The following is a 17,216-nucleotide window of genomic DNA, read 5'->3' as shown; positions in this document are numbered from 1 at the left end:
AGCCTAAAAGGCTTCACATTAGGCCGCCGCTCGCTTAACCCCCAGGGCAGCAACTCAACCGGACATCTCCCTGCCATGGGCTTCAAATGCGGCATCGTCGGCCTGCCGAACGTCGGCAAGTCGACCCTCTTCAACGCGCTGACGCAAACCGCGCAGGCGGAGGCGGCCAACTATCCCTTCTGCACGATCGAACCCAACGTCGGCGAGGTCGCCGTTCCGGACGACCGTCTCGAAACGCTGGCGAAGATTGCAGGCAGCAAGGAAATCATTCCGACGCGGCTGACATTCGTCGATATCGCGGGCCTCGTGCGCGGCGCCTCCAAGGGCGAAGGTCTCGGCAACAAATTCCTCTCGCACATTCGCGAAGTCGACGCTGTCGCCTACGTGCTGCGCTGCTTCGTCGATGAGGACGTCACCCACGTCGAGAACCGCATCGATCCGCTCGCCGACGCCGACGTCGTCGAAACGGAACTGATGCTCGCCGATCTCGAAAGCCTCGAGAAGCGCATCTCGCAGATCGAAAAAAAGGCGAAGACGGGCGACAAGGACGCCAAGGCGCAATACGCCGTGATGGAGAAGCCGCTGCTGCTTCTCCGTGAAGGCAAGCCCGCACGTCTCGCCAAGATGACGCCGGAAGAAATGCCGGCGTTCCGCGCGTTGCAACTGCTGACGTCGAAGCCGATCGTCTACGTCTGTAACGTCGAAGAAAGCGCCGCAGCAAACGGCAACGCCTATTCGAAACAAGTCGAAGAGCGCGCAAAAGCCGAAGGCGCGGCCGTCGTCGTCATTTCAGCCAAGATCGAAAGCGAATTTTCCGGCCTCGCCCCCGAGGATCGCAACGCATTCCTCGCCGAAATGGGCCTTGAGGAAGCTGGCCTGAACCGTCTCATCCGCGCAGGCTACAGTCTGCTCGATCTCGTGACGTACTTCACGGTCGGACCGAAGGAAGCGCGCGCCTGGACGATCACGCGTGGCACCAAAGGCCCGCAGGCAGCCGGCGTCATTCATACCGACTTCGAGAAGGGCTTCATCCGCGCCGAAACCATCGCCTACGCCGACTACGTCGCCGGCAACGGTGAAACGGGCGCCAAGGAAGCTGGCAAAATGCGTCTCGAAGGCAAAGAGTACGTCGTCCAGGACGGCGACGTCATGCACTTCCGATTTGCGAACTAGGGACCAACAGCAATGTCAACCGAGCTTCCCGACCGGCTCAGCAACGACCCGAAAAGTCCCTTCTTCGACGAAGACATCCTGAAACGCGAAATCGGTATCCGTTTCAACGGCGTCGAGAAAACGAACGTCGAGGAGTATTGCGTCAGCGAAGGCTGGATTCGCGTCGCGGCCGGCAACGCCAAGGACCGCGCCGGACGGCCCATGACGCTGAAGCTCAAAGGCAAAGTCGAACCGTACTTCCGCCAGCCCGCCGAATAGGACAGGGCGAAATCTGTAAGCTAAGCCCGCCGCTTTCTCGTGGCAGCGGCCTTTCTCGCCGAAGCTTTCCGGGCCGCAGTCGAACGCGAATGCGACGCTTTACGGGCAACGGCCGGACGAGAAGCCGAAGCTTTCCGTGCAGCGGCCCGGCGCGACGCCGTGGCTTTCCGGGCAGCGGCCGAACGCGTAGCCGTAGCCTTGCGGGCAGCAGCCGAACGCGAAGTCGAAGTTTTCCGGGCTGCAGACGGTCGCGACGTCGAAGTTTTCCGGGCTGTAACCGTACGCGAAACCGGCGATTTCCGGACCGATGCCGACGCTTTCCGCGCGGCAGCCGTACGCGAAGCCGAAGTTCTTCGAACAGCGGCCGTACGCGACGCCGATGCTTTTCGGCGAGCCGCCGTGGCTTTGCCGCCGATCCGGCCGCCGCGCCGCGACGAAGCGGTGCTCACCGTCTTACCACGACCGGAGCCGCTCTTCTTACCGCCTCCGGTCTCTTTGTTAACCGTAGCCCACGCGCGCCGCTCGGCTTCGGTCTTTCGGACACCTCGCTTCTCGTAGCCTTCTTCGATGTGTTCGGCTTGGCGCTTCTGCTTGCTTGAGTAGCTTGATTTGTCTCCACGCGGCATCTTCCGCTCCTCCTCATTACGTTGAGCGCTGCAATGGCAACGCTGCAACACTTCAGAAGTTGCAACGACGCATCATCTGAAACCGCTGAATCAAAAAAGGCCCCGCGCGAGCGGAGCCTTTTTCAGTATCGAGGATAGGACGTTCGCAGCCTATTCGGCGGCTTCCGCGCCTCTCGGCATCTTCTGCTGCTGTGCGGCTTCCGAAGCCTTCGCGCGCGTCATGTGCTCGAGCGCTGTCCGCACGCCTGCCTCATAGTCCGGATGCACCTTCTTGAAGTGCGCGAGCTGACGCTCGGTGATGAAATCCGGAATGCCCCACATCGCTTCCGCGACGTTGGAGAAGAGCCGCGCCTTCTGCTCTTTGTTGAACAGATTGAACAGCGCCGTCACCTGACGGTAATCGTCGTTGCCATCGCGATGATTGTAGCGCTCGGCGTCACCCGAAATCGCGAGCGGCGGCTCGGCAGCCGACTTGTCTTCGACGGCGCCGTGGAACGAGTTCGGCTCGTAATAGGCGTCCGTGCTGCCGGTCTCCTGCGGGAAGAACCGCATCGGGCCGTCCTTGTGATAGGTGTGCACGGGGCACTTCGCGGCGTTCACCGGCAGATGTTCGTAATGCGTTCCAAGGCGATAGCGGTGCGCGTCTGCATACGAGAAGATCCGCGCCTGCAACATCTTGTCGGGCGAGAAGCTGATGCCCGGCACGACGTTGGAAGGCGAGAACGCGGCCTGCTCGATCTCGTTGAAATAGTTCTCAGGGTTGCGATTGAGCTCGAGAATGCCGATGTCGATCGGCGGGTAGTCCGCATGCGGCCAAACCTTCGTGAGATCGAAAGGATTGTACCAATGCTTGCCGGCGTCCGCTTCCGGCATGATCTGAACCTGCATTTTCCACTTCGGGAAATCGCCGCGTTCGATCGCCGTGAATAGATCCTCTTGCGTCGACTCGCGCGTGCGGCCGACGATTTCGGTCGCCTCGCCGTTCGTCCAGTGCTTGTGGCCCTGCACGGTCTTGAAGTGGAATTTCACCCAGAACCGCTCGTTCTTCGCGTTGATCAGCGAGAACGTATGCGAGCCGTAACCGTTCATGTGGCGAACCGAAACCGGCAGGCCGCGATCGGACATCAGGATCGTCACCTGATGAAGGCTTTCCGGCGAAAGCGACCAGAAATCCCACATCGCCGTCGGCGAACGCATGTTGGTCTTCGGATGCCGCTTCTGGGTGTGGATGAAGTCCGGAAACTTGTAAGGATCGCGAACGAAGAACACCGGCGTGTTGTTGCCGACGAGGTCCCAGTTGCCTTCCGGCGTATAGAACTTGAGTGCGAAGCCGCGCACGTCGCGCTCGGCGTCGGCCGCGCCGAGTTCGCCGGCGACAGTCGAAAAGCGCGCGAGCATCTCGGTCTTGGCGCCCGGTTGCAGTACCTTCGCCTTGGTGTATTTCGAAATATCGCCTGTGATCGTCAGCGTGCCGTAAGCACCCCAGCCCTTCGCATGAACTGTACGCTCAGGAATGCGCTCACGGTTCTGGTGAGCGAGTTTCTCGATGAGCTGGTAGTCTTGCATAAGCAGAGGGCCGCGCGGCCCCGCCGAGATCGAATTCTGATTGTCGGCGATGGGGGCGCCGCCAGTGGTTGTGAGTTTTTTATCAGTCATATGGACAGTCCTTCTGGAAATACCGAAAGGGACCTAGATCAGAAAAACTTAAGAGACCAATCGTTTTTGTAGGAAAAACTTATAAGGCAATCTTATCGCGAAGTCGAACTCAAGCCGGTTCTTTAAATTGAACCGTCGGTCTGATCTGGATCGGCATTTTGGCCATATCCCTTGAATTTATCGACTATTCTGCGCATTTCGGCGTCATCGAGCAGGTGGCTCTCACCGATGCTTAGTACCTTGTAATAGTGCTCTGCCAAGACTTCCACTTCAATGGCAAGTTCGAGCGCGTAACCAAGCGATTTGCCGAGCGCGATTTGGCCGTGATTTGCCATAAGGCAGGCGTCTCGCTCCTTCAGCCCTGCAACGACATGCCGCGCAAGTTCTTCCGTACCGAACGTCGCGTATGGCACGCACGGAATGTCTTTTCCACCTCCGACAGCCACCATGTAATGGAACGCCGGAATTGGTTTATGCGCGCATGCCAACACAGTCGCGTGCGTCGAGTGCGTATGAACGACGGCGTTCCGATCCGGACGTGCTCCGTAGGCAGCGAGATGAAAATGCCATTCGGTCGAGGGCTTCGATTGCCCTTTGGGAACGCTCCCATCTGCCGCGACGAAGACGACGTCTTCCGGCTCCGTCTCCTCGTAGCGTTTCCCGGATGGCGTGATCAGCATGCCACCCTTGAAACGGCAAGAAACGTTGCCGGATCGGCCGGGCGTGAGACCCGAGCGGCTCATCGAGCGAGCCGTCGCGATAATCTCTTTCCGCAATGCTTTTTCGTTTTCGCGCTTCTCGCCCATCACGCTGCCGCGCTCGTCTTTTCGGGATAAAGCGATTTGAGCCCCTCTCGCGAGGCCGGGCAAATGCCACGCTCCGTTATGAAACCGGTGACAAGCTTCGCAGGCGTCACGTCGAAGGCGGGATTGCGCGCCTGCGTTCCCTCCGCCGCGATCAGAACCGACCCGACGTCGCCATTGGCAAGCTTGCCCTGCACGCAGAGCACCTCGTCGTCGCTCCGCTCTTCAATGGGAATGTCTGCGCCCCTGTCCGTACGCCAATCGATCGTGGAATAGGGAAGAGCGACATAGAATGGAACATCGGTATCTTTCGCCGCCAGCGCCTTGAGATACGTGCCGATCTTGTTCGCGACATCGCCGTTCGCCGTCACGCGATCCGTCCCGACGATGACGAGATCGACATCGCCGCGCTGCATGAAGTGGCCGCCCGCATTGTCGGCAATGAGGCTGTGGGGAACGCCGTGCTGAAGAAGCTCGAACGCCGTCAAGGCTGCACCCTGATTGCGCGGCCGTGTTTCGTCGACCCACACGTGAACATTTATGCCCGCATCATGCGCCTGATAGATCGGCGATGTCGCCGTTCCCCAGTCGACACACGCCAGCCAGCCGGCGTTGCAGTGCGTGAGAATGTTGACCGGCCGGCCGCCTTTCTTCGCGGCGATGTCTGCAATGAGACGAAGGCCGTTGACCCCGATCTGGTGGCACGTCTCGACATCGTCTTCCGCCAGTTTCGCGGCACGGTCGTAGGCGGCAGCCGCTCGCGCATCGGCCGGAAGCGGTGCAAGCGTCGCGCGAAGATCCTCGAGCGCCCAGCGCAGATTGACGGCCGTCGGACGTTGTTCGCCGAGAAACTTGACCGCATGATCGAGGCCCGCATCCGAAGCGTCGGCGCGCATCGCCAGCGCCACACCGTAGGCAGCCGTCACGCCGATCAACGGCGCACCGCGAACCTGCATCGATTTGATAGCGTGCGCCGCGTCCTCGACGGTCTTGAGCGTCAATCGCACGAGCCTATGCGGCAGCACCGTCTGGTCGATAATGCCGACCGACCAGCCGTCGCGTTCGAGCCAGATCGTGCGTGACGAGACCCCATCAAGCTTCATAATTTTCCTCCGCAGACGATCGCGTGAATTCGATGATTTCGGTCGCGGTTTCCGCTGGCCGCGTCTGGAGTAGCATATGCGCAGCCGGGAAGACGATCATGCGCGCCCTCCCCTTTTCGCCGATAGCCCTCTGCATGGGGGCTTTCCGCACGACCCAATCGGAACGCCCGTGCAGCGCGAGGACCGGACACTGGAGCCGCATGAAGTCCTGTCTGACATCCACCTCTGCCGCCGCCCGAAGCCGGGCTGCCCGCACCGGACGCGACAACGCGCGAACGATGTGCTCGACCTTATCGCGAAGCTCCTGATCGCTGAAGGGTCCCATGAGCATGGCATCGCGAATGTTGCGAGGCGTCGCGCGAGGATCGACGCGTGCGGCCCTCCGCATGAACCACTGCGGCCAGGGGTTTTTGATGAATGTAGCGGCGAGCACGATCCCCCGCACCTGATCCCGAAGCTGCGACGCAACCAGAACCGCAACCGGCCCCGAGAAGGATTCGCCCAGCACATAGACGGGCCTGCTGCCGATCTCATGGCGGACGAACTCTACATACCCCGCATACCCGAGCGTCGGGTCCTGCGGATAGCGGACGACATTGACCTTGAACTCCCGGGCAAGGTGCGGAGCAACCCGATCGAACAGGTCTCCCGTTCCATCAAGACCCGGCAAGAGAACAATCTCGGGCGCGTCGTTCGACATGCTCAATATGTAGCAGGACCTGATAGCGGAATGTGAAGCGAAGCGTCGAGTCCGCACGCTGCACACTTTAGCACGTACCATTCCGAGTATGGGCGCGCCGAGCGGTCGATGATCTCGACGCCCGGTGCTCCGCACACCGGACAGTCCTGCGCTGCCTCGGGATCCGCCCGCCAACGGGCGATGCCATCGAGCGCATCGGCCATATGTTCCTTTGGCAGGTCCAACGTCGCGACCTAGTGTCCGCCGAACGCGACGAGCGCGTGGTGGGGAATGCCAAGGGTTTCGAGCCGCTTCATACCGCCGAGATCGGGAAGGTCGACGATGAATGTCGCGCCGACGACATTTCCGCCCGAACGCCGAATGAGCTTTACAGCGGCCTCCGCCGTTCCCCCCGTCGCAATCAGATCGTCGACGATGAGCACGCGCGAACCCGGTTCGACGGCGTCCTCATGAATCTCGATCACGTCGACGCCGTACTCGAGCGTATACTCCTGCCCGATCGTCTTCCATGGCAGCTTGCCCTTCTTGCGGATCGGAATGAACCCGCATTCGAGACGATCGGCGATGGCGCCGCCCAGAATAAACCCTCGCGCTTCGATGCCGGCCACCGCGTCGACTTTGCCATCCTCGAACGGCTTCGCCATGCCCTTGATGGCCTTCTTGAGCCCGATGGGATCGGCGAGCAGCGTGGTGATGTCCCGGAACATGATGCCGGGCTTCGGATAATCGGGGATCGTTCGAATAAGTTCTTCAAGGCCGTCGAAGTTCTTCACGTGGCTCACTCCCGCCAAATTGACGGCGCAAAATAGCAATATCTCTGGCGTCTAGGTAGCTTTAGAGCAACGAAGCTCTGCTGAATGATTCGGCACGAGCTTATGACACTTGCTTGAAGGACTTCGTGATGGCAGCCCAAAGCCCCTCCGCAACGGCCAGCCCAGAGTTCGACCCCATTTTGGATGACCAGGAAGACCTGCCCCGCACGTTCCGCCGCGAAAAGGAAGCTCGCGCCCGCGAGGCGCGCGAACGCGCAGAGCAGGAGCGCGCCGCCGCGCCGACGTTGCCGATGGGAGCTGCGGACCGCCGCGCGCGCCCTCGGCCGGACACCTATGCCTCGGGCGAACTCGACGCAGCCGACGACGAGCAACTCGTTTCGGCGTCAGTCCGCCGCTTTGACGTCCCGTTCGTCGATCTCGTCGCCTTTTTTCTTAAGGCGGTGATCGCAAGCATCCCGGCGTTGATCCTGCTCGGAGCCATCCTGTGGGCAATGGGCGCAGCATTGGAAACGCTCTTCCCGGCCCTGATCAAGATGAAGATCCTGATCAGCTTCCCGAATTGAGCGAAGATAGCCTCAGAAAAGAACGCGTCCCGCGATCGCGTCGAGCTTCTTCAACAGCTCCGGATCGCGAGCCTCCGGCGGCGTGATGATCGCAACCTCAAGCGACCGGTCCGAGCCGATCGGGCAAGCCGGGTGGTCGCGCGGAAAATCGCGCGCCAGCCGTGCAACGAGCCTCTGCGCCTTTTCCGTATTGTCCTTCATCACTTCGAGGATTGCGGCCACATCGACGTCGCCGTGATCATCGTGCCAGCAGTCGTAATCGGTGACCATCGCAACGCTCGCGTAACAAATCTCGGCTTCGCGAGCGAGTTTGGCTTCCGGCATGTTGGTCATGCCGATGACGTCGCAGTCCCAGGAGCGGTAGAGATTGCTCTCGGCGCGCGTCGAGAACTGCGGGCCTTCCATCGCGAGATAGGTGCCGCCCCGATGCACATCGATCTCTTCCGTCTTCGCCGCCTTTTCGAGCGCCTTGAACAAGAGCGGGCTGATCGGATCGCCCATCGCGACGTGCGCGACGCAGCCATTGCCGAAGAATGATTTTTCGCGCGCGAACGTCCGGTCGATGAACTGATCGGGAAGTACGAAGTCGCCCGGCTTGTATTTCTTCTTGAGTGAACCGCACGCCGAAACGGAAACGAGATCGGTCACGCCCGCCCGCTTCAGGGCATCGATGTTCGCCCGGTAATTGATGCCCCCCGGCGATAATTTATGACCGCGCCCGTGGCGCGGCAGAAAGCGGATGGGAAGCCCGTCGATGTCCGCAAAGAGAACCTCATCCGAAGGCGCCCCCCAGGGGCTTTCGATGGTTTTCCATTCGGGGTTCGCGAGGCCCGGCAGATGATAAAAACCGCTACCGCCGACAATGCCCAGAACCGAAGTCGTCATGCCCGTTCGCTCCCCTGTCCCCGATCACGCCGACAAATAAACGGAAAAAAGCCTCGCGAGCGAGGCTTTTTATCAGTTTGCAAATCGGCGGGGAGGCCGATGACCGGAACCGGTCACATAAAAGCGGTCAGTGCTTGATGTTCTTCCAGATCCGCTTCTTGCCGAGATAGAGCAGCCCCGTCGTGACGATCAGATACAGGATGACCTGCCATCCGATGCGCTTGCGCTGATCGAGCGACGGATCGGCCGCCCATGACAGAAATGCGACAACGTCATGGGCATAATGGTCGACCGTCGACGGAGTGCCGTCCTGGTAAGCGACGACTCCATCCGACAGCGGCGGCGGCATGCTGATCTGATGGCCCGGAAATGCCTTGTTGTAGAACTTTCCGTCCGTCAGCTTGAAGTCAGCCGGCGGATCCGCATAGTCGGTCATCAGCGCGTAGATATAGTTCGCGCCGCCTTCCTGATACGCATTGACGATGTCGCCGAGCATCAGGAACGGATGGATGTACCAGCTCGCTTCACGATGGCTGTCGCGAGCCCTCGCGATGAGCGAGAGATCGGGCGGCAACGCGCCGTTCTGAGACGCCCGCGCTTCGTTGTCGTTGTGATAGGGCCCGCGGATCGGATCGGACAGCAACGGCGGCCGCTCGAACATCTTGCCTTCGTCGTTCGGACCGTCGGTGATCTGGTTCGGCCAAGAAGCGGCAAGTTCCTTCACCGCATCCTCGGGAAATTCCGGACCGCCCGGCTGCACCAGGTTGCGGAACGCCACCCGCTTCAAGCCGTGGCACGCCGAGCAGACTTCCTTGTAGACCTGGAAGCCGCGCTGAAGCTGCGCCTTGTCGAACTGACCGGTGAAACCGCTGAACGACCATTTCTGCCGCTCGATCTCCTGATGAGCAGCTTCTTCGGCCGACAGGCTACCCATGGCAACGGTTGCCGCAACCATGGAGAGCAGAGTGAGAGAAAGATGCTTTTTCATGTTTTCTCTCCCCCTCAGCGCGATTCAGGAGCAGCAGTCGCTCCCGTTGGCAACCCGGTCCTGCCCTTGCTCAAGACATCGTCGGTGATCGAACGTGGCAACCGGCTTGGCGTTTCGATGAGGCCCACGATCGGCATCACCGCGAGGAAGAACAGGAAGTAGCAGAGCGTGAAGACCTGCGACGCGATGACGTAAATCCCCTCGGCCGGCTTGGAACCGAGATAGCCCAGCGCCACGCAGGTGAAGAGGAAGAACCAGAAGAACCATTTGAAGATCGGCCGGTACTTCGTCGAACGCACCCGGGACGTATCGAGCCACGGAGCGAACGCGATGAGGATCACCGCGGAGAACATCGCCACCACGCCGCAAAGCTTCGCATATTGCCCAAGCGGAATTCCGAGGAACGAGCTCGTGAAGGCCCGGAGGATCGCGTAGAACGGCAGGAAATACCATTCAGGCACGATATGCGGCGGCGTCACCAGCGGATTGGCTTCGACGTAGTTATCCGCATGCCCGAGGTAGTCCGGCACGAAGAACGCGAACCACGCGAAAAGAATGAGGAACGCGAAGAGCCCGACCGAGTCCTTCGCCGTCGCATAAGGATGCATCGGCACGGTATCGGACGGCTGCTTGATGTCGAGCCCGGTCGGATTGTTTTGACCAACGACGTGCAGCGCCCAGATATGGAGGCCGACGACGCCGGTCAACACGAACGGCAGAAGGTAATGCAGCGCGAAGAAGCGATTGAGCGTTACGCCCGAAACCGCGTATCCGCCCCACAGCCATTCGACGATCGCCGTTCCCAACCCGTTGTAGATCGTATCGAGCGCGGAAAAGAGATTGGTGATGACCGTCACGCCCCAGAAGCTCATCTGGCCCCACGGAAGCGTGTAGCCCATGAACGCCGTTGCCATCATCAACAGCATGATGATGACACCCAGGATCCAAAGAACCTCGCGCGGCGCCTTGTATGAGCCGTAGTAGAACCCGCGGAAGATATGGATGTAGACGGCGAGAAAGAACATCGACGCGCCGACGGAGTGCAGGTTGCGCAGCATCCAGCCGTAGTTCACGTCGCGCCGTATGTGCTCGATGGAGTTGAACGCCCCGGCATCGCTCGGCTGGTAATGCATCGCGAGAACGACGCCAGTTACGATCTGCGCCAAAAGGCAAACCGTGAGGATCCCGCCGAACGTCCAGAGATAGTTCAAATTGCGCGGTGTCGGATAATCGACGAACGAGCTTTGCATCAGCCGGGCGATGGGCAACCGCTCATCAAGCCATTTTCCCCAGCGCGACGTCGGCACGTAATTCGAAGTGTGACCTCCCATGTCCGTTTCCCCCTCAACCGATCTTTATTTTTGTATCAGTCGTGAACGCATAGGTCGGCACCTCGAGATTTCGCGGTGCCGGACCTTTTCGAATGCGTCCGGAGGTATCGTATACGGAGCCGTGGCAGGGGCAGAACCAACCGCCGTACTCGCCGCGCTCGTCGCCCATGGCCTGGCCCTTCGGAATGCACCCGAGATGCGTGCAGATACCGATGAGCACGATCCAGTTCTCATGGCCCTTGATGGTGCGATTGGCGTCGGTCCCAGGCTCGTCGCCTGGCAAGTTTTCGTTACGCGCGTTGTCGTCCGGCAGCGTCTTGACGTCGACGTTCTCCGCCGCCTCGACTTCGGATTTCGTACGGTTGCGGATAAAGATCGGCTTGCCGCGCCACATCGCGGTGATGGCCTGACCTTCCTTGACCGGCGACAGATCGACCTCGACCGACGAGAGCGCCATGGTGGACGCGTCGGGATTCATCTGTTGAATGAAGGGCCAAAGTAGCGACGCCGCGCCGACGGCAACGAACGCGTTGCCGGCCACCACCAGAAAATCCCGGCGGTTCGGTTCTTGTGCTTCAGTAGTCACGGATGCCTCTCGCATTGGAAACCAGAGACGCTGTGATGGCTTTCGATCGCGCGAGATGGCCCCGCCGTCTTTGCCTGTTTTTAGTGCTCTAGTTTGTACGTTCACTTCCCTGACGATGGTTCTGCCAGCGTTTGACCTCGCTATCAATATGAACGCGACAAAATGCGAGAGGCAATTTGGCACATATTTCCGACTGGACATCCGAGAGGCTGCAATCGCAGGTCGCGCCGACCATGAGACTCGCTCTTTACCAGCCAGATATTGCACAAAACACGGGGACCATTCTGCGCCTCTGTGCCTGTTTCGGCGTCCCCGTCGACGTCATCGGACCGGCCGGCTTCGACATGAGCGACCGTGCGCTCAAACGCGCCGCCCTCGATTATCTGCCCCACGTCGAATTGACCCGGCACGCGGGTTACGAAACCTTCATGGAGCAGCGGGCCGCCGCCACAACCTCCCCGGGTCGCCTCGTCCTCCTGACGACGAAAGCGGCGACACCCCACTGCGACTTCAGCTTCGCGCCGGACGATACGTTGATGCTCGGCCGCGAGAGCGCCGGCGTGCCCGACGCCGTTCACGACCGGGTCGACGCACGCATTACGATCCCGATGCGCCCGGGGCTGAGATCGCTGAACGTCGCCGTTGCCGCCGCCATCGTTCTCGGCGAAGCGCTCCGCCAGACCGGCGGTTATCCTCGCCCCTGACCTCGTCGCTGTCGTACGCGTGACACGTGACTGCGGCATGCCGTTCGCATCACCTATGCGATCAGCAAGCGCCCGATGTCGATCGAACAGATTCTTGAAATCGCCGGCGCCGCATCGGCGCTGTTGTTGCTCGCGGGCCTCGTCATCGGCCAATTGAACGGCGAGTGGCGGATATGGCCGGCGCCGCCCGTCGGCTCCCTCAAAAGCTTCGGCTTCTGGACTCTTTTCCGCACGTTGAACGTCGTTGTGCTGATCCTTGGGATCGAGCGGTTCCTGACGACGCTTGGCGGCGACGCCCTCCCGCTTCGGATCGCATGCGCGGCCGTCTCGCTGATCTCAGGTCTGGCGTATGCCTATGCGCTGTGGTCGCTCGGCCGGAAGGCGACCTACTGCCAGGCAAGTGGCTTGGCGACTGACGGCGTCTACCGGTGGACCCGCAACCCGCAGTATGCCACCGCCATCGCCGCCTTCGCGACGCTCGGGATCGCAGCCGCGGCTTGGGACGCGACCCTGCTCGCCGCTTCGCTCGTCCTCGTCTACGCGATGATGGCGAGGGCGGAAGAACCCTGGCTCGAGACGCGCTACGGCGTGAGCTACCTCGATTACAAAGCCGAGGTGCCGCGCTTCTTCAATCTTCGCCACGCAGCAGCCGAGCTTTCAGCCTTCGTCACGAGCAAATCGCCGTCGCTCGCGAAACATCTCCAGACCAAGCGATAGTGCGATAGGCCGCCTATTCGGCCGCCTCTCGCGCCAGGAACCCGCCGGACTGGCGACTCCAGAGTTGCGCGTAAATCCCGCCACGCTTCAAGAGATCGGCGTGCGAACCCTCTTCGACGATCCGCCCCTCATCCATCACGACGAGCCGATCCATGGCCGCAATCGTCGACAGCCGGTGCGCGATGGCGATCACCGTCTTGCCGCGCATCAGCGTTTCGAAGCTCGACTGGATTTCGGATTCGACCTCGGAATCGAGCGCACTCGTCGCCTCGTCGAGAACGAGAATGGGCGCATTCTTCAGCAAAACGCGGGCGATTGCTATGCGCTGCCGTTGGCCGCCCGAAAGCTTCACGCCCCGTTCGCCGACATGGGCATCGTATCCGCGACGGCCTTTCAGGTCCTCGAGCCCGAGAATGAACTCGTGCGCCTCGGCTCGTCGCGCCGCCGCGATGACGTCCGCTTCGCTCGCATCCAAGCGGCCGTAGAGAATGTTGTCCCGGACCGAACGATGGAGCAGCGACGTATCCTGCGTCACCAATCCGATCTCGGCACGCAGGCTGTCCTGCGTCACGTCCGCGATATCTTTCCCGTCGATCAGAATGCGGCCGCCTTCGAGGTCGTAGAAGCGCAGCAGCAGATTGACGAGCGTCGACTTGCCGGCGCCCGAGCGGCCGACCAGACCCACTTTCTCACCCGGACGTACGGTCAGTGAGAGCGATTCAATCACACGCGGCGGCGCTTCGTCCGAAGCCGCGCGGCCCGCACCGTAATGGAAATGAATGTGATCGAAGCGGATCTCTCCGCGCGGCACCGTAAGCGTCTCAGCGTCCGGCCTGTCGACCAAAAGGTTCGGCCGCGAGATCGTCTCCATGCCCTCGTGAACGACGCCGATGTTTTCAAACACATCCGCAATTGTCCACATCACCCATCCCGACATCGTCACGATGCGAATGACGAGACCGCTGACGACGGCGATATCGCCGACGGAGACGTACTGCAGCGTCCACAGCCAGATCGCCGTTCCGGTCGTCGCGACAAGCAGTATGCCGTTCAGAATATAGAGCACGATCTCCATGGCCGTGATGAGCCGCAGCGAAGCCTGCCACTTCTGCATCTGCTCCGTCAGCGCCTCGCGCGCGTAGGTATCCTCGCGCTCCGCGTGGGCGAAAAGCTTCACGGTCATGATGTTCGTGTAGCTGTCGACGATGCGGCCGACGAGCATCGAGCGTGCTTCGGATGCTTCCGTCGAGCGTTGCTTGATGCGCGGCACGAAGTAACGCAGCGCAACGATGTAAGCGACGAGCCAGATGATGAGCGGGATCGTCAGCCGCCAATCCGACGCCGCAAAAAGCAGGGCCGATCCGACGAACTGCACACTCGCGTACCAAAGGGCATCGATGAGCTGCACCACACTTTCACGCAGCGACGTTCCCGTCTGCATGATCTTGTTGGCGACGCGACCCGCAAAATCGTTCTGAAAGAAGCCGAGGCTCTGGCGCAATACGTAGCGGTGCGTCTGCCAGCGAATGCGTGACGTGCAACCGGCTGAAAGCATCTGATTTTTTATGAAATCGTGCGCAGCCGACACGACCGGCCTCAAAATGAGCGCAACGAAGGCCATCAAGGTCAGCATCGTCGCGTGCGTCGAAACGAAGTTCGCTGGATCGGTTTCGGTGCGCATCTTGTCGACGATCGTGCCGACGAAGCCCATCAGCGCCACTTCGATCGTCGAGCCAAGGCAGCCCGCAATCAGCAAAAGCACGAAAAAAGGCCAAAGAGGCTTGATGAAGAACCAGTAGAATGCCCACAGACTGTCCGGCGGCCGCTCGATGGAGCGCTCGTCGAACGGCTTGATGCGGGTCTCCCCCCAAGTCATGAGGCGGCTGAGCATGTGTCTATCGCAAGCAAAAAAGCGGCGCATGACCGCGGGTCGGGTGTTCCGACGGGCGATAGCGACCGGATGTTGATCGTGGGTGCCTGTTAGGGCTAAGGATCGTTTCCGTCAAAAACAAGACACGGTACCCAATTCTAGATGAACGCATCCGATACGCCCCTGGGGCAAAAGCAAGCAGCCGCTCGCGCATGGTTCGAAAAGCTGCGCGACGATATTTGTGGCGCGTATGAGAAACTCGAATCCAGCCTCCCGGATACGGCTCCGCATGGGAGCGAAGCACCGGGCACGTTCACGCGCACGCCTTGGTCGCGCAACGACCACAGAGGCGCTGAAGGCGGCGGCGGCGTCATGAGCATGATGCACGGCCGCGTGTTCGAAAAAGTCGGCGTTCACACATCGACGGTGTACGGTGAATTCGCGCCTGAGTTCCGCAAGCAAATTCCGGGAGCCGACGAGAGCCCCGAATTCTGGGCGTCGGGAATTTCGTTGATCGCCCATCCGCGCAACCCGAACGTGCCGGCGGTTCATATGAACACGCGCATGATCGCGACCTCGAAATGGTGGTTCGGCGGTGGCGCCGATCTGACGCCTGTTCTCGAAAAACGCCGCACGCAATCCGACGCCGACACGCTCGCCTTTCACGCCGCGATGTACGGCGCCTGCGCAGCCCACCCGGTTGCCGACTATGCAAAGTTCAAAAAATGGTGCGATGACTATTTCTTTCTGCCGCATCGAAACGAAATGCGCGGCGTCGGTGGGATCTTCTACGACTACCTGACGCCCTCGGACGCCGAAGGCGGCTGGGACGCGGCCTTTGCCTTCACGCAGGATGTCGGCCGCTCCTTCGCAAGCGTCTACCCGATGCTCGTCAGAGGCAATTATTCGATGGCCTACACCGACGAGCAGCGCGAGGAGCAATTGGTTCGCCGCGGCCGCTATGTCGAATATAACCTTCTCTACGATCGCGGTACGATGTTCGGCCTGAAGACGGGCGGCAATGTCGAAAGCATTCTCTCGTCCATGCCGCCCGTGGTAAAGTGGCCTTAATTGACTGGGAAATTCTAGCTCCGTTGCGTTAGTTCAGCGGCGCGCGGCCTCCGGGGGGAAGGCAAAATGAAACGCCTCGTCTGCTCCATGGATGGCACGTGGAACGATGACGAGGGCGGAGCTTCGCCGCAAACCAACGCTGCGAAGCTCGCCAGCGCTGTTCTCCCGACGGACGATCGCGGCGTATGGCAACTCGTCCGCTTCGTTGTCGGCAAAGCGCCGTCGGAAGAAAAGCGGTGGGCTTCCTTGAAGGCTGCAGCCGGCCTTCAAATCAGCGAGCGGATCAAGGCTGGCTATGAGTTTCTTCGCAACACCTACGAACCCGGCGACGAAATCTACCTGTTCGGCGTCGCGCGCGGAGCTTACGAAGCGCGCAGCCTCGCGAGCTTTATCGCCCTCTTCGGCATAGCCCGAAAAGATGCCGATTTCCCGATCGATGAAGCGTGGCGGGTCTACGGGAAATCGGAGCGCCGCCGCAAATTCGATGCCGTCGCCGAACTCAGCGCCGCGTGTCACTATCCGGTCCGCATACGTTGCATCGGTGCGTGGGAAACCGTCGGCCATGCTGGAAATCCGAATTGGCCATGGGCTTGGCTCGCACGCCGGTTCAGCCACCACGACCTCCGATGGCATGACACGATCGATGTCGCGCTCCACGCTGTCTCGATCGATGAAACACGCGGCGCCTTTCGTCCATCGATGTTCACGCTGCCCGATGACGTCGTGCTGCCGTCGCACCAGCGCGTTGAGCAGGCGTGGTTCCCCGGCACGCACGCCGATGTCGGCGGCGGCTCACCCGAATCGGAGTTATCGGACGTCGCGCTTCTCTGGATGGTCGAAAAAATTCAATCAACGACGAACCTCGCGATTGATATCGCGAGGCTGGAACGCGAGAGCCGCCCTGATCCCCTCGGCGTTCAACACGTCTGCAACACCGAGTGGCGCTCAGCCTTCAGCCGTCGCGTCCCCTATCTGCGTCTTGTGCGACAGGATGCCGGAGGCATCCCGCATCGGCGTCGCCGCGCGCTCAGAAACTGGAGAACGAGCAAGCTCGGCAATGGCCTCATTTCGTTGAATGAGACGATCCACCACAGCGCGCTCGAGCGTTTCGGCCAAACGATCCGCGAGGCAAACGGCAGCCGCGTTCACGAACGAATTTACGAGCCGTCAACTCTTGTGGCAGCAGTCTCCGCCACCCGTGAGGAGGCAGCACGTGAGGAGCCAGCACGTGAGAAGCGGGCACTCGACGAGGAAGTCCACATAGAGAACGCCTAACTCGCTTCGACCGTGCATCGCAGCTGTTATCGCAGCGGCTCCAACAATAGCGCAGAGCAGCATTTTGGCGCACGCGGTGCCTCTTGTCTTGCAACTTTGCTAACTCGGTAGCACTTGCCCGGTAGCAGTTTCAG

At 60.8% G+C, this 17,216-nt stretch carries 18 protein-coding genes; 8 read left to right on the top strand and 10 right to left on the bottom strand.

The annotated features are described in order from the left end of the window. Nucleotides 1-75 precede the first annotated feature (75 nt). The 3 genes from ychF to AACL53_RS03795 are packed head-to-tail and all read left to right on the top strand — an operon-like array spanning nt 76 to nt 1,989. On the top strand, nt 76-1,173 hold the full coding sequence (ychF, locus tag AACL53_RS03805) for a redox-regulated ATPase YchF (RefSeq protein WP_339082640.1): 1,098 nt from the start codon (nt 76-78) through the stop codon (nt 1,171-1,173). A 12-nt stretch (nt 1,174-1,185) separates the two neighbouring features. After that, nucleotides 1,186-1,431 (top strand): DUF3297 family protein, encoded by a 246-nt coding sequence (locus AACL53_RS03800; protein ID WP_339082638.1) that lies wholly within the window; start codon nt 1,186-1,188, stop codon nt 1,429-1,431. Nucleotides 1,432-1,470: 39 nt separating this feature from the next. Then, on the top strand, nt 1,471-1,989 hold the full coding sequence (locus AACL53_RS03795) for a hypothetical protein (protein ID WP_339082636.1): 519 nt from the start codon (nt 1,471-1,473) through the stop codon (nt 1,987-1,989). Between the two features lie 218 nt (nt 1,990-2,207). Here the strand turns inward: AACL53_RS03795 and AACL53_RS03790 are convergent, their stop codons facing one another. From AACL53_RS03790 to AACL53_RS03770, 5 genes are all read right to left on the bottom strand, one after another. Next, complete coding sequence (locus AACL53_RS03790; protein ID WP_339082634.1) at nt 2,208-3,713, bottom strand: catalase; 1,506 nt, start codon at nt 3,711-3,713, stop codon at nt 2,208-2,210. Nucleotides 3,714-3,835: 122 nt separating this feature from the next. Continuing rightward, the gene (locus tag AACL53_RS03785) at nt 3,836-4,519 is read right to left on the bottom strand and encodes a class II aldolase/adducin family protein (protein WP_339082632.1); all 684 of its coding nucleotides are present in this window, start codon (nt 4,517-4,519) and stop codon (nt 3,836-3,838) included. Then, the gene (mtnA, locus tag AACL53_RS03780; protein WP_339082630.1) at nt 4,519-5,619 is read right to left on the bottom strand and encodes an S-methyl-5-thioribose-1-phosphate isomerase; all 1,101 of its coding nucleotides are present in this window, start codon (nt 5,617-5,619) and stop codon (nt 4,519-4,521) included. The genes AACL53_RS03785 and mtnA overlap by 1 nt, the downstream gene beginning before the upstream one ends. Beyond that, entirely contained in the window at nt 5,609-6,319 is a 711-nt protein-coding gene (locus AACL53_RS03775; protein WP_339082628.1) for an alpha/beta fold hydrolase, read from the bottom strand. The genes mtnA and AACL53_RS03775 overlap by 11 nt, the downstream gene beginning before the upstream one ends. A gap of 233 nt (nt 6,320-6,552) precedes the next feature. After that, complete coding sequence (locus AACL53_RS03770) at nt 6,553-7,092, bottom strand: adenine phosphoribosyltransferase (protein WP_339082626.1); 540 nt, start codon at nt 7,090-7,092, stop codon at nt 6,553-6,555. Nucleotides 7,093-7,220: 128 nt separating this feature from the next. Here AACL53_RS03770 and AACL53_RS03765 point away from each other — a divergent pair, with 128 nt between their 5' ends. Further along, entirely contained in the window at nt 7,221-7,655 is a 435-nt protein-coding gene (locus AACL53_RS03765; RefSeq protein ID WP_339082624.1) for a hypothetical protein, read from the top strand. A gap of 12 nt (nt 7,656-7,667) precedes the next feature. Here the strand turns inward: AACL53_RS03765 and AACL53_RS03760 are convergent, their stop codons facing one another. The 4 genes from AACL53_RS03760 to petA form a co-directional block, all read right to left on the bottom strand. Further along, a complete protein-coding gene (locus AACL53_RS03760) occupies nt 7,668-8,540 on the bottom strand; it encodes an S-methyl-5'-thioadenosine phosphorylase (protein ID WP_339082622.1) in 873 nt (290 codons plus the stop codon). 127 nt (nt 8,541-8,667) lie between these two features. Then, the gene (locus AACL53_RS03755) at nt 8,668-9,528 is read right to left on the bottom strand and encodes a cytochrome c1 (protein ID WP_339082620.1); all 861 of its coding nucleotides are present in this window, start codon (nt 9,526-9,528) and stop codon (nt 8,668-8,670) included. Between the two features lie 14 nt (nt 9,529-9,542). Then, complete coding sequence (locus AACL53_RS03750; RefSeq protein WP_339082618.1) at nt 9,543-10,859, bottom strand: cytochrome b N-terminal domain-containing protein; 1,317 nt, start codon at nt 10,857-10,859, stop codon at nt 9,543-9,545. Between the two features lie 13 nt (nt 10,860-10,872). Then, entirely contained in the window at nt 10,873-11,445 is a 573-nt protein-coding gene (petA, locus tag AACL53_RS03745; RefSeq protein WP_339082616.1) for a ubiquinol-cytochrome c reductase iron-sulfur subunit, read from the bottom strand. Nucleotides 11,446-11,678: 233 nt separating this feature from the next. Here petA and AACL53_RS03740 point away from each other — a divergent pair, with 233 nt between their 5' ends. After that, complete coding sequence (locus AACL53_RS03740) at nt 11,679-12,149, top strand: tRNA (cytidine(34)-2'-O)-methyltransferase (protein ID WP_339082614.1); 471 nt, start codon at nt 11,679-11,681, stop codon at nt 12,147-12,149. Nucleotides 12,150-12,224: 75 nt separating this feature from the next. Further along, the gene (locus tag AACL53_RS03735; RefSeq protein WP_339082612.1) at nt 12,225-12,866 is read left to right on the top strand and encodes an isoprenylcysteine carboxylmethyltransferase family protein; all 642 of its coding nucleotides are present in this window, start codon (nt 12,225-12,227) and stop codon (nt 12,864-12,866) included. Between the two features lie 13 nt (nt 12,867-12,879). Here AACL53_RS03735 and AACL53_RS03730 read toward each other — a convergent pair whose 3' ends face one another. Then, entirely contained in the window at nt 12,880-14,757 is a 1,878-nt protein-coding gene (locus tag AACL53_RS03730; protein WP_339082610.1) for an ABC transporter ATP-binding protein, read from the bottom strand. A gap of 141 nt (nt 14,758-14,898) precedes the next feature. Here AACL53_RS03730 and hemF point away from each other — a divergent pair, with 141 nt between their 5' ends. After that, nucleotides 14,899-15,807, top strand: coding sequence for an oxygen-dependent coproporphyrinogen oxidase (gene hemF / locus AACL53_RS03725; RefSeq protein WP_339082608.1), 909 nt, complete (start codon nt 14,899-14,901; stop codon nt 15,805-15,807). A gap of 66 nt (nt 15,808-15,873) precedes the next feature. Beyond that, a complete protein-coding gene (locus tag AACL53_RS03720; protein ID WP_339082606.1) occupies nt 15,874-17,082 on the top strand; it encodes a DUF2235 domain-containing protein in 1,209 nt (402 codons plus the stop codon). Nucleotides 17,083-17,216 lie beyond the last annotated feature (134 nt).

The sequence above is a fragment of the Hyphomicrobium sp. ghe19 genome, assembly GCF_902712875.1.
GTDB lineage: Bacteria > Pseudomonadota > Alphaproteobacteria > Rhizobiales > Hyphomicrobiaceae > Hyphomicrobium_B.
Note: the sequence above shows the minus strand (reverse complement) of the source record. Positions and strands in the feature narration are given on the sequence as shown.

What these genes read in the sequence shown, in the direction of transcription:
- ychF (WP_339082640.1), top strand. Translation starts at nt 76, where the DNA reads ATGGGCTTCAAATGCGGCATCGTCGGCCTGCCGAACGTCGGCAAGTCG.
- AACL53_RS03800 (WP_339082638.1), top strand. Translation starts at nt 1,186, where the DNA reads ATGTCAACCGAGCTTCCCGACCGGCTCAGCAACGACCCGAAAAGTCCC.
- AACL53_RS03790 (WP_339082634.1), bottom strand. Translation starts at nt 3,713, where the DNA reads ATGACTGATAAAAAACTCACAACCACTGGCGGCGCCCCCATCGCCGAC.
- AACL53_RS03785 (WP_339082632.1), bottom strand. Translation starts at nt 4,519, where the DNA reads ATGGGCGAGAAGCGCGAAAACGAAAAAGCATTGCGGAAAGAGATTATC.
- mtnA (WP_339082630.1), bottom strand. Translation starts at nt 5,619, where the DNA reads ATGAAGCTTGATGGGGTCTCGTCACGCACGATCTGGCTCGAACGCGAC.
- AACL53_RS03775 (WP_339082628.1), bottom strand. Translation starts at nt 6,319, where the DNA reads ATGTCGAACGACGCGCCCGAGATTGTTCTCTTGCCGGGTCTTGATGGA.
- AACL53_RS03765 (WP_339082624.1), top strand. Translation starts at nt 7,221, where the DNA reads ATGGCAGCCCAAAGCCCCTCCGCAACGGCCAGCCCAGAGTTCGACCCC.
- AACL53_RS03760 (WP_339082622.1), bottom strand. Translation starts at nt 8,540, where the DNA reads ATGACGACTTCGGTTCTGGGCATTGTCGGCGGTAGCGGTTTTTATCAT.
- AACL53_RS03755 (WP_339082620.1), bottom strand. Translation starts at nt 9,528, where the DNA reads ATGAAAAAGCATCTTTCTCTCACTCTGCTCTCCATGGTTGCGGCAACC.
- AACL53_RS03750 (WP_339082618.1), bottom strand. Translation starts at nt 10,859, where the DNA reads ATGGGAGGTCACACTTCGAATTACGTGCCGACGTCGCGCTGGGGAAAA.
- AACL53_RS03740 (WP_339082614.1), top strand. Translation starts at nt 11,679, where the DNA reads ATGAGACTCGCTCTTTACCAGCCAGATATTGCACAAAACACGGGGACC.
- AACL53_RS03735 (WP_339082612.1), top strand. Translation starts at nt 12,225, where the DNA reads ATGTCGATCGAACAGATTCTTGAAATCGCCGGCGCCGCATCGGCGCTG.
- AACL53_RS03730 (WP_339082610.1), bottom strand. Translation starts at nt 14,757, where the DNA reads ATGCTCAGCCGCCTCATGACTTGGGGGGAGACCCGCATCAAGCCGTTC.
- hemF (WP_339082608.1), top strand. Translation starts at nt 14,899, where the DNA reads ATGAACGCATCCGATACGCCCCTGGGGCAAAAGCAAGCAGCCGCTCGC.
- AACL53_RS03720 (WP_339082606.1), top strand. Translation starts at nt 15,874, where the DNA reads ATGAAACGCCTCGTCTGCTCCATGGATGGCACGTGGAACGATGACGAG.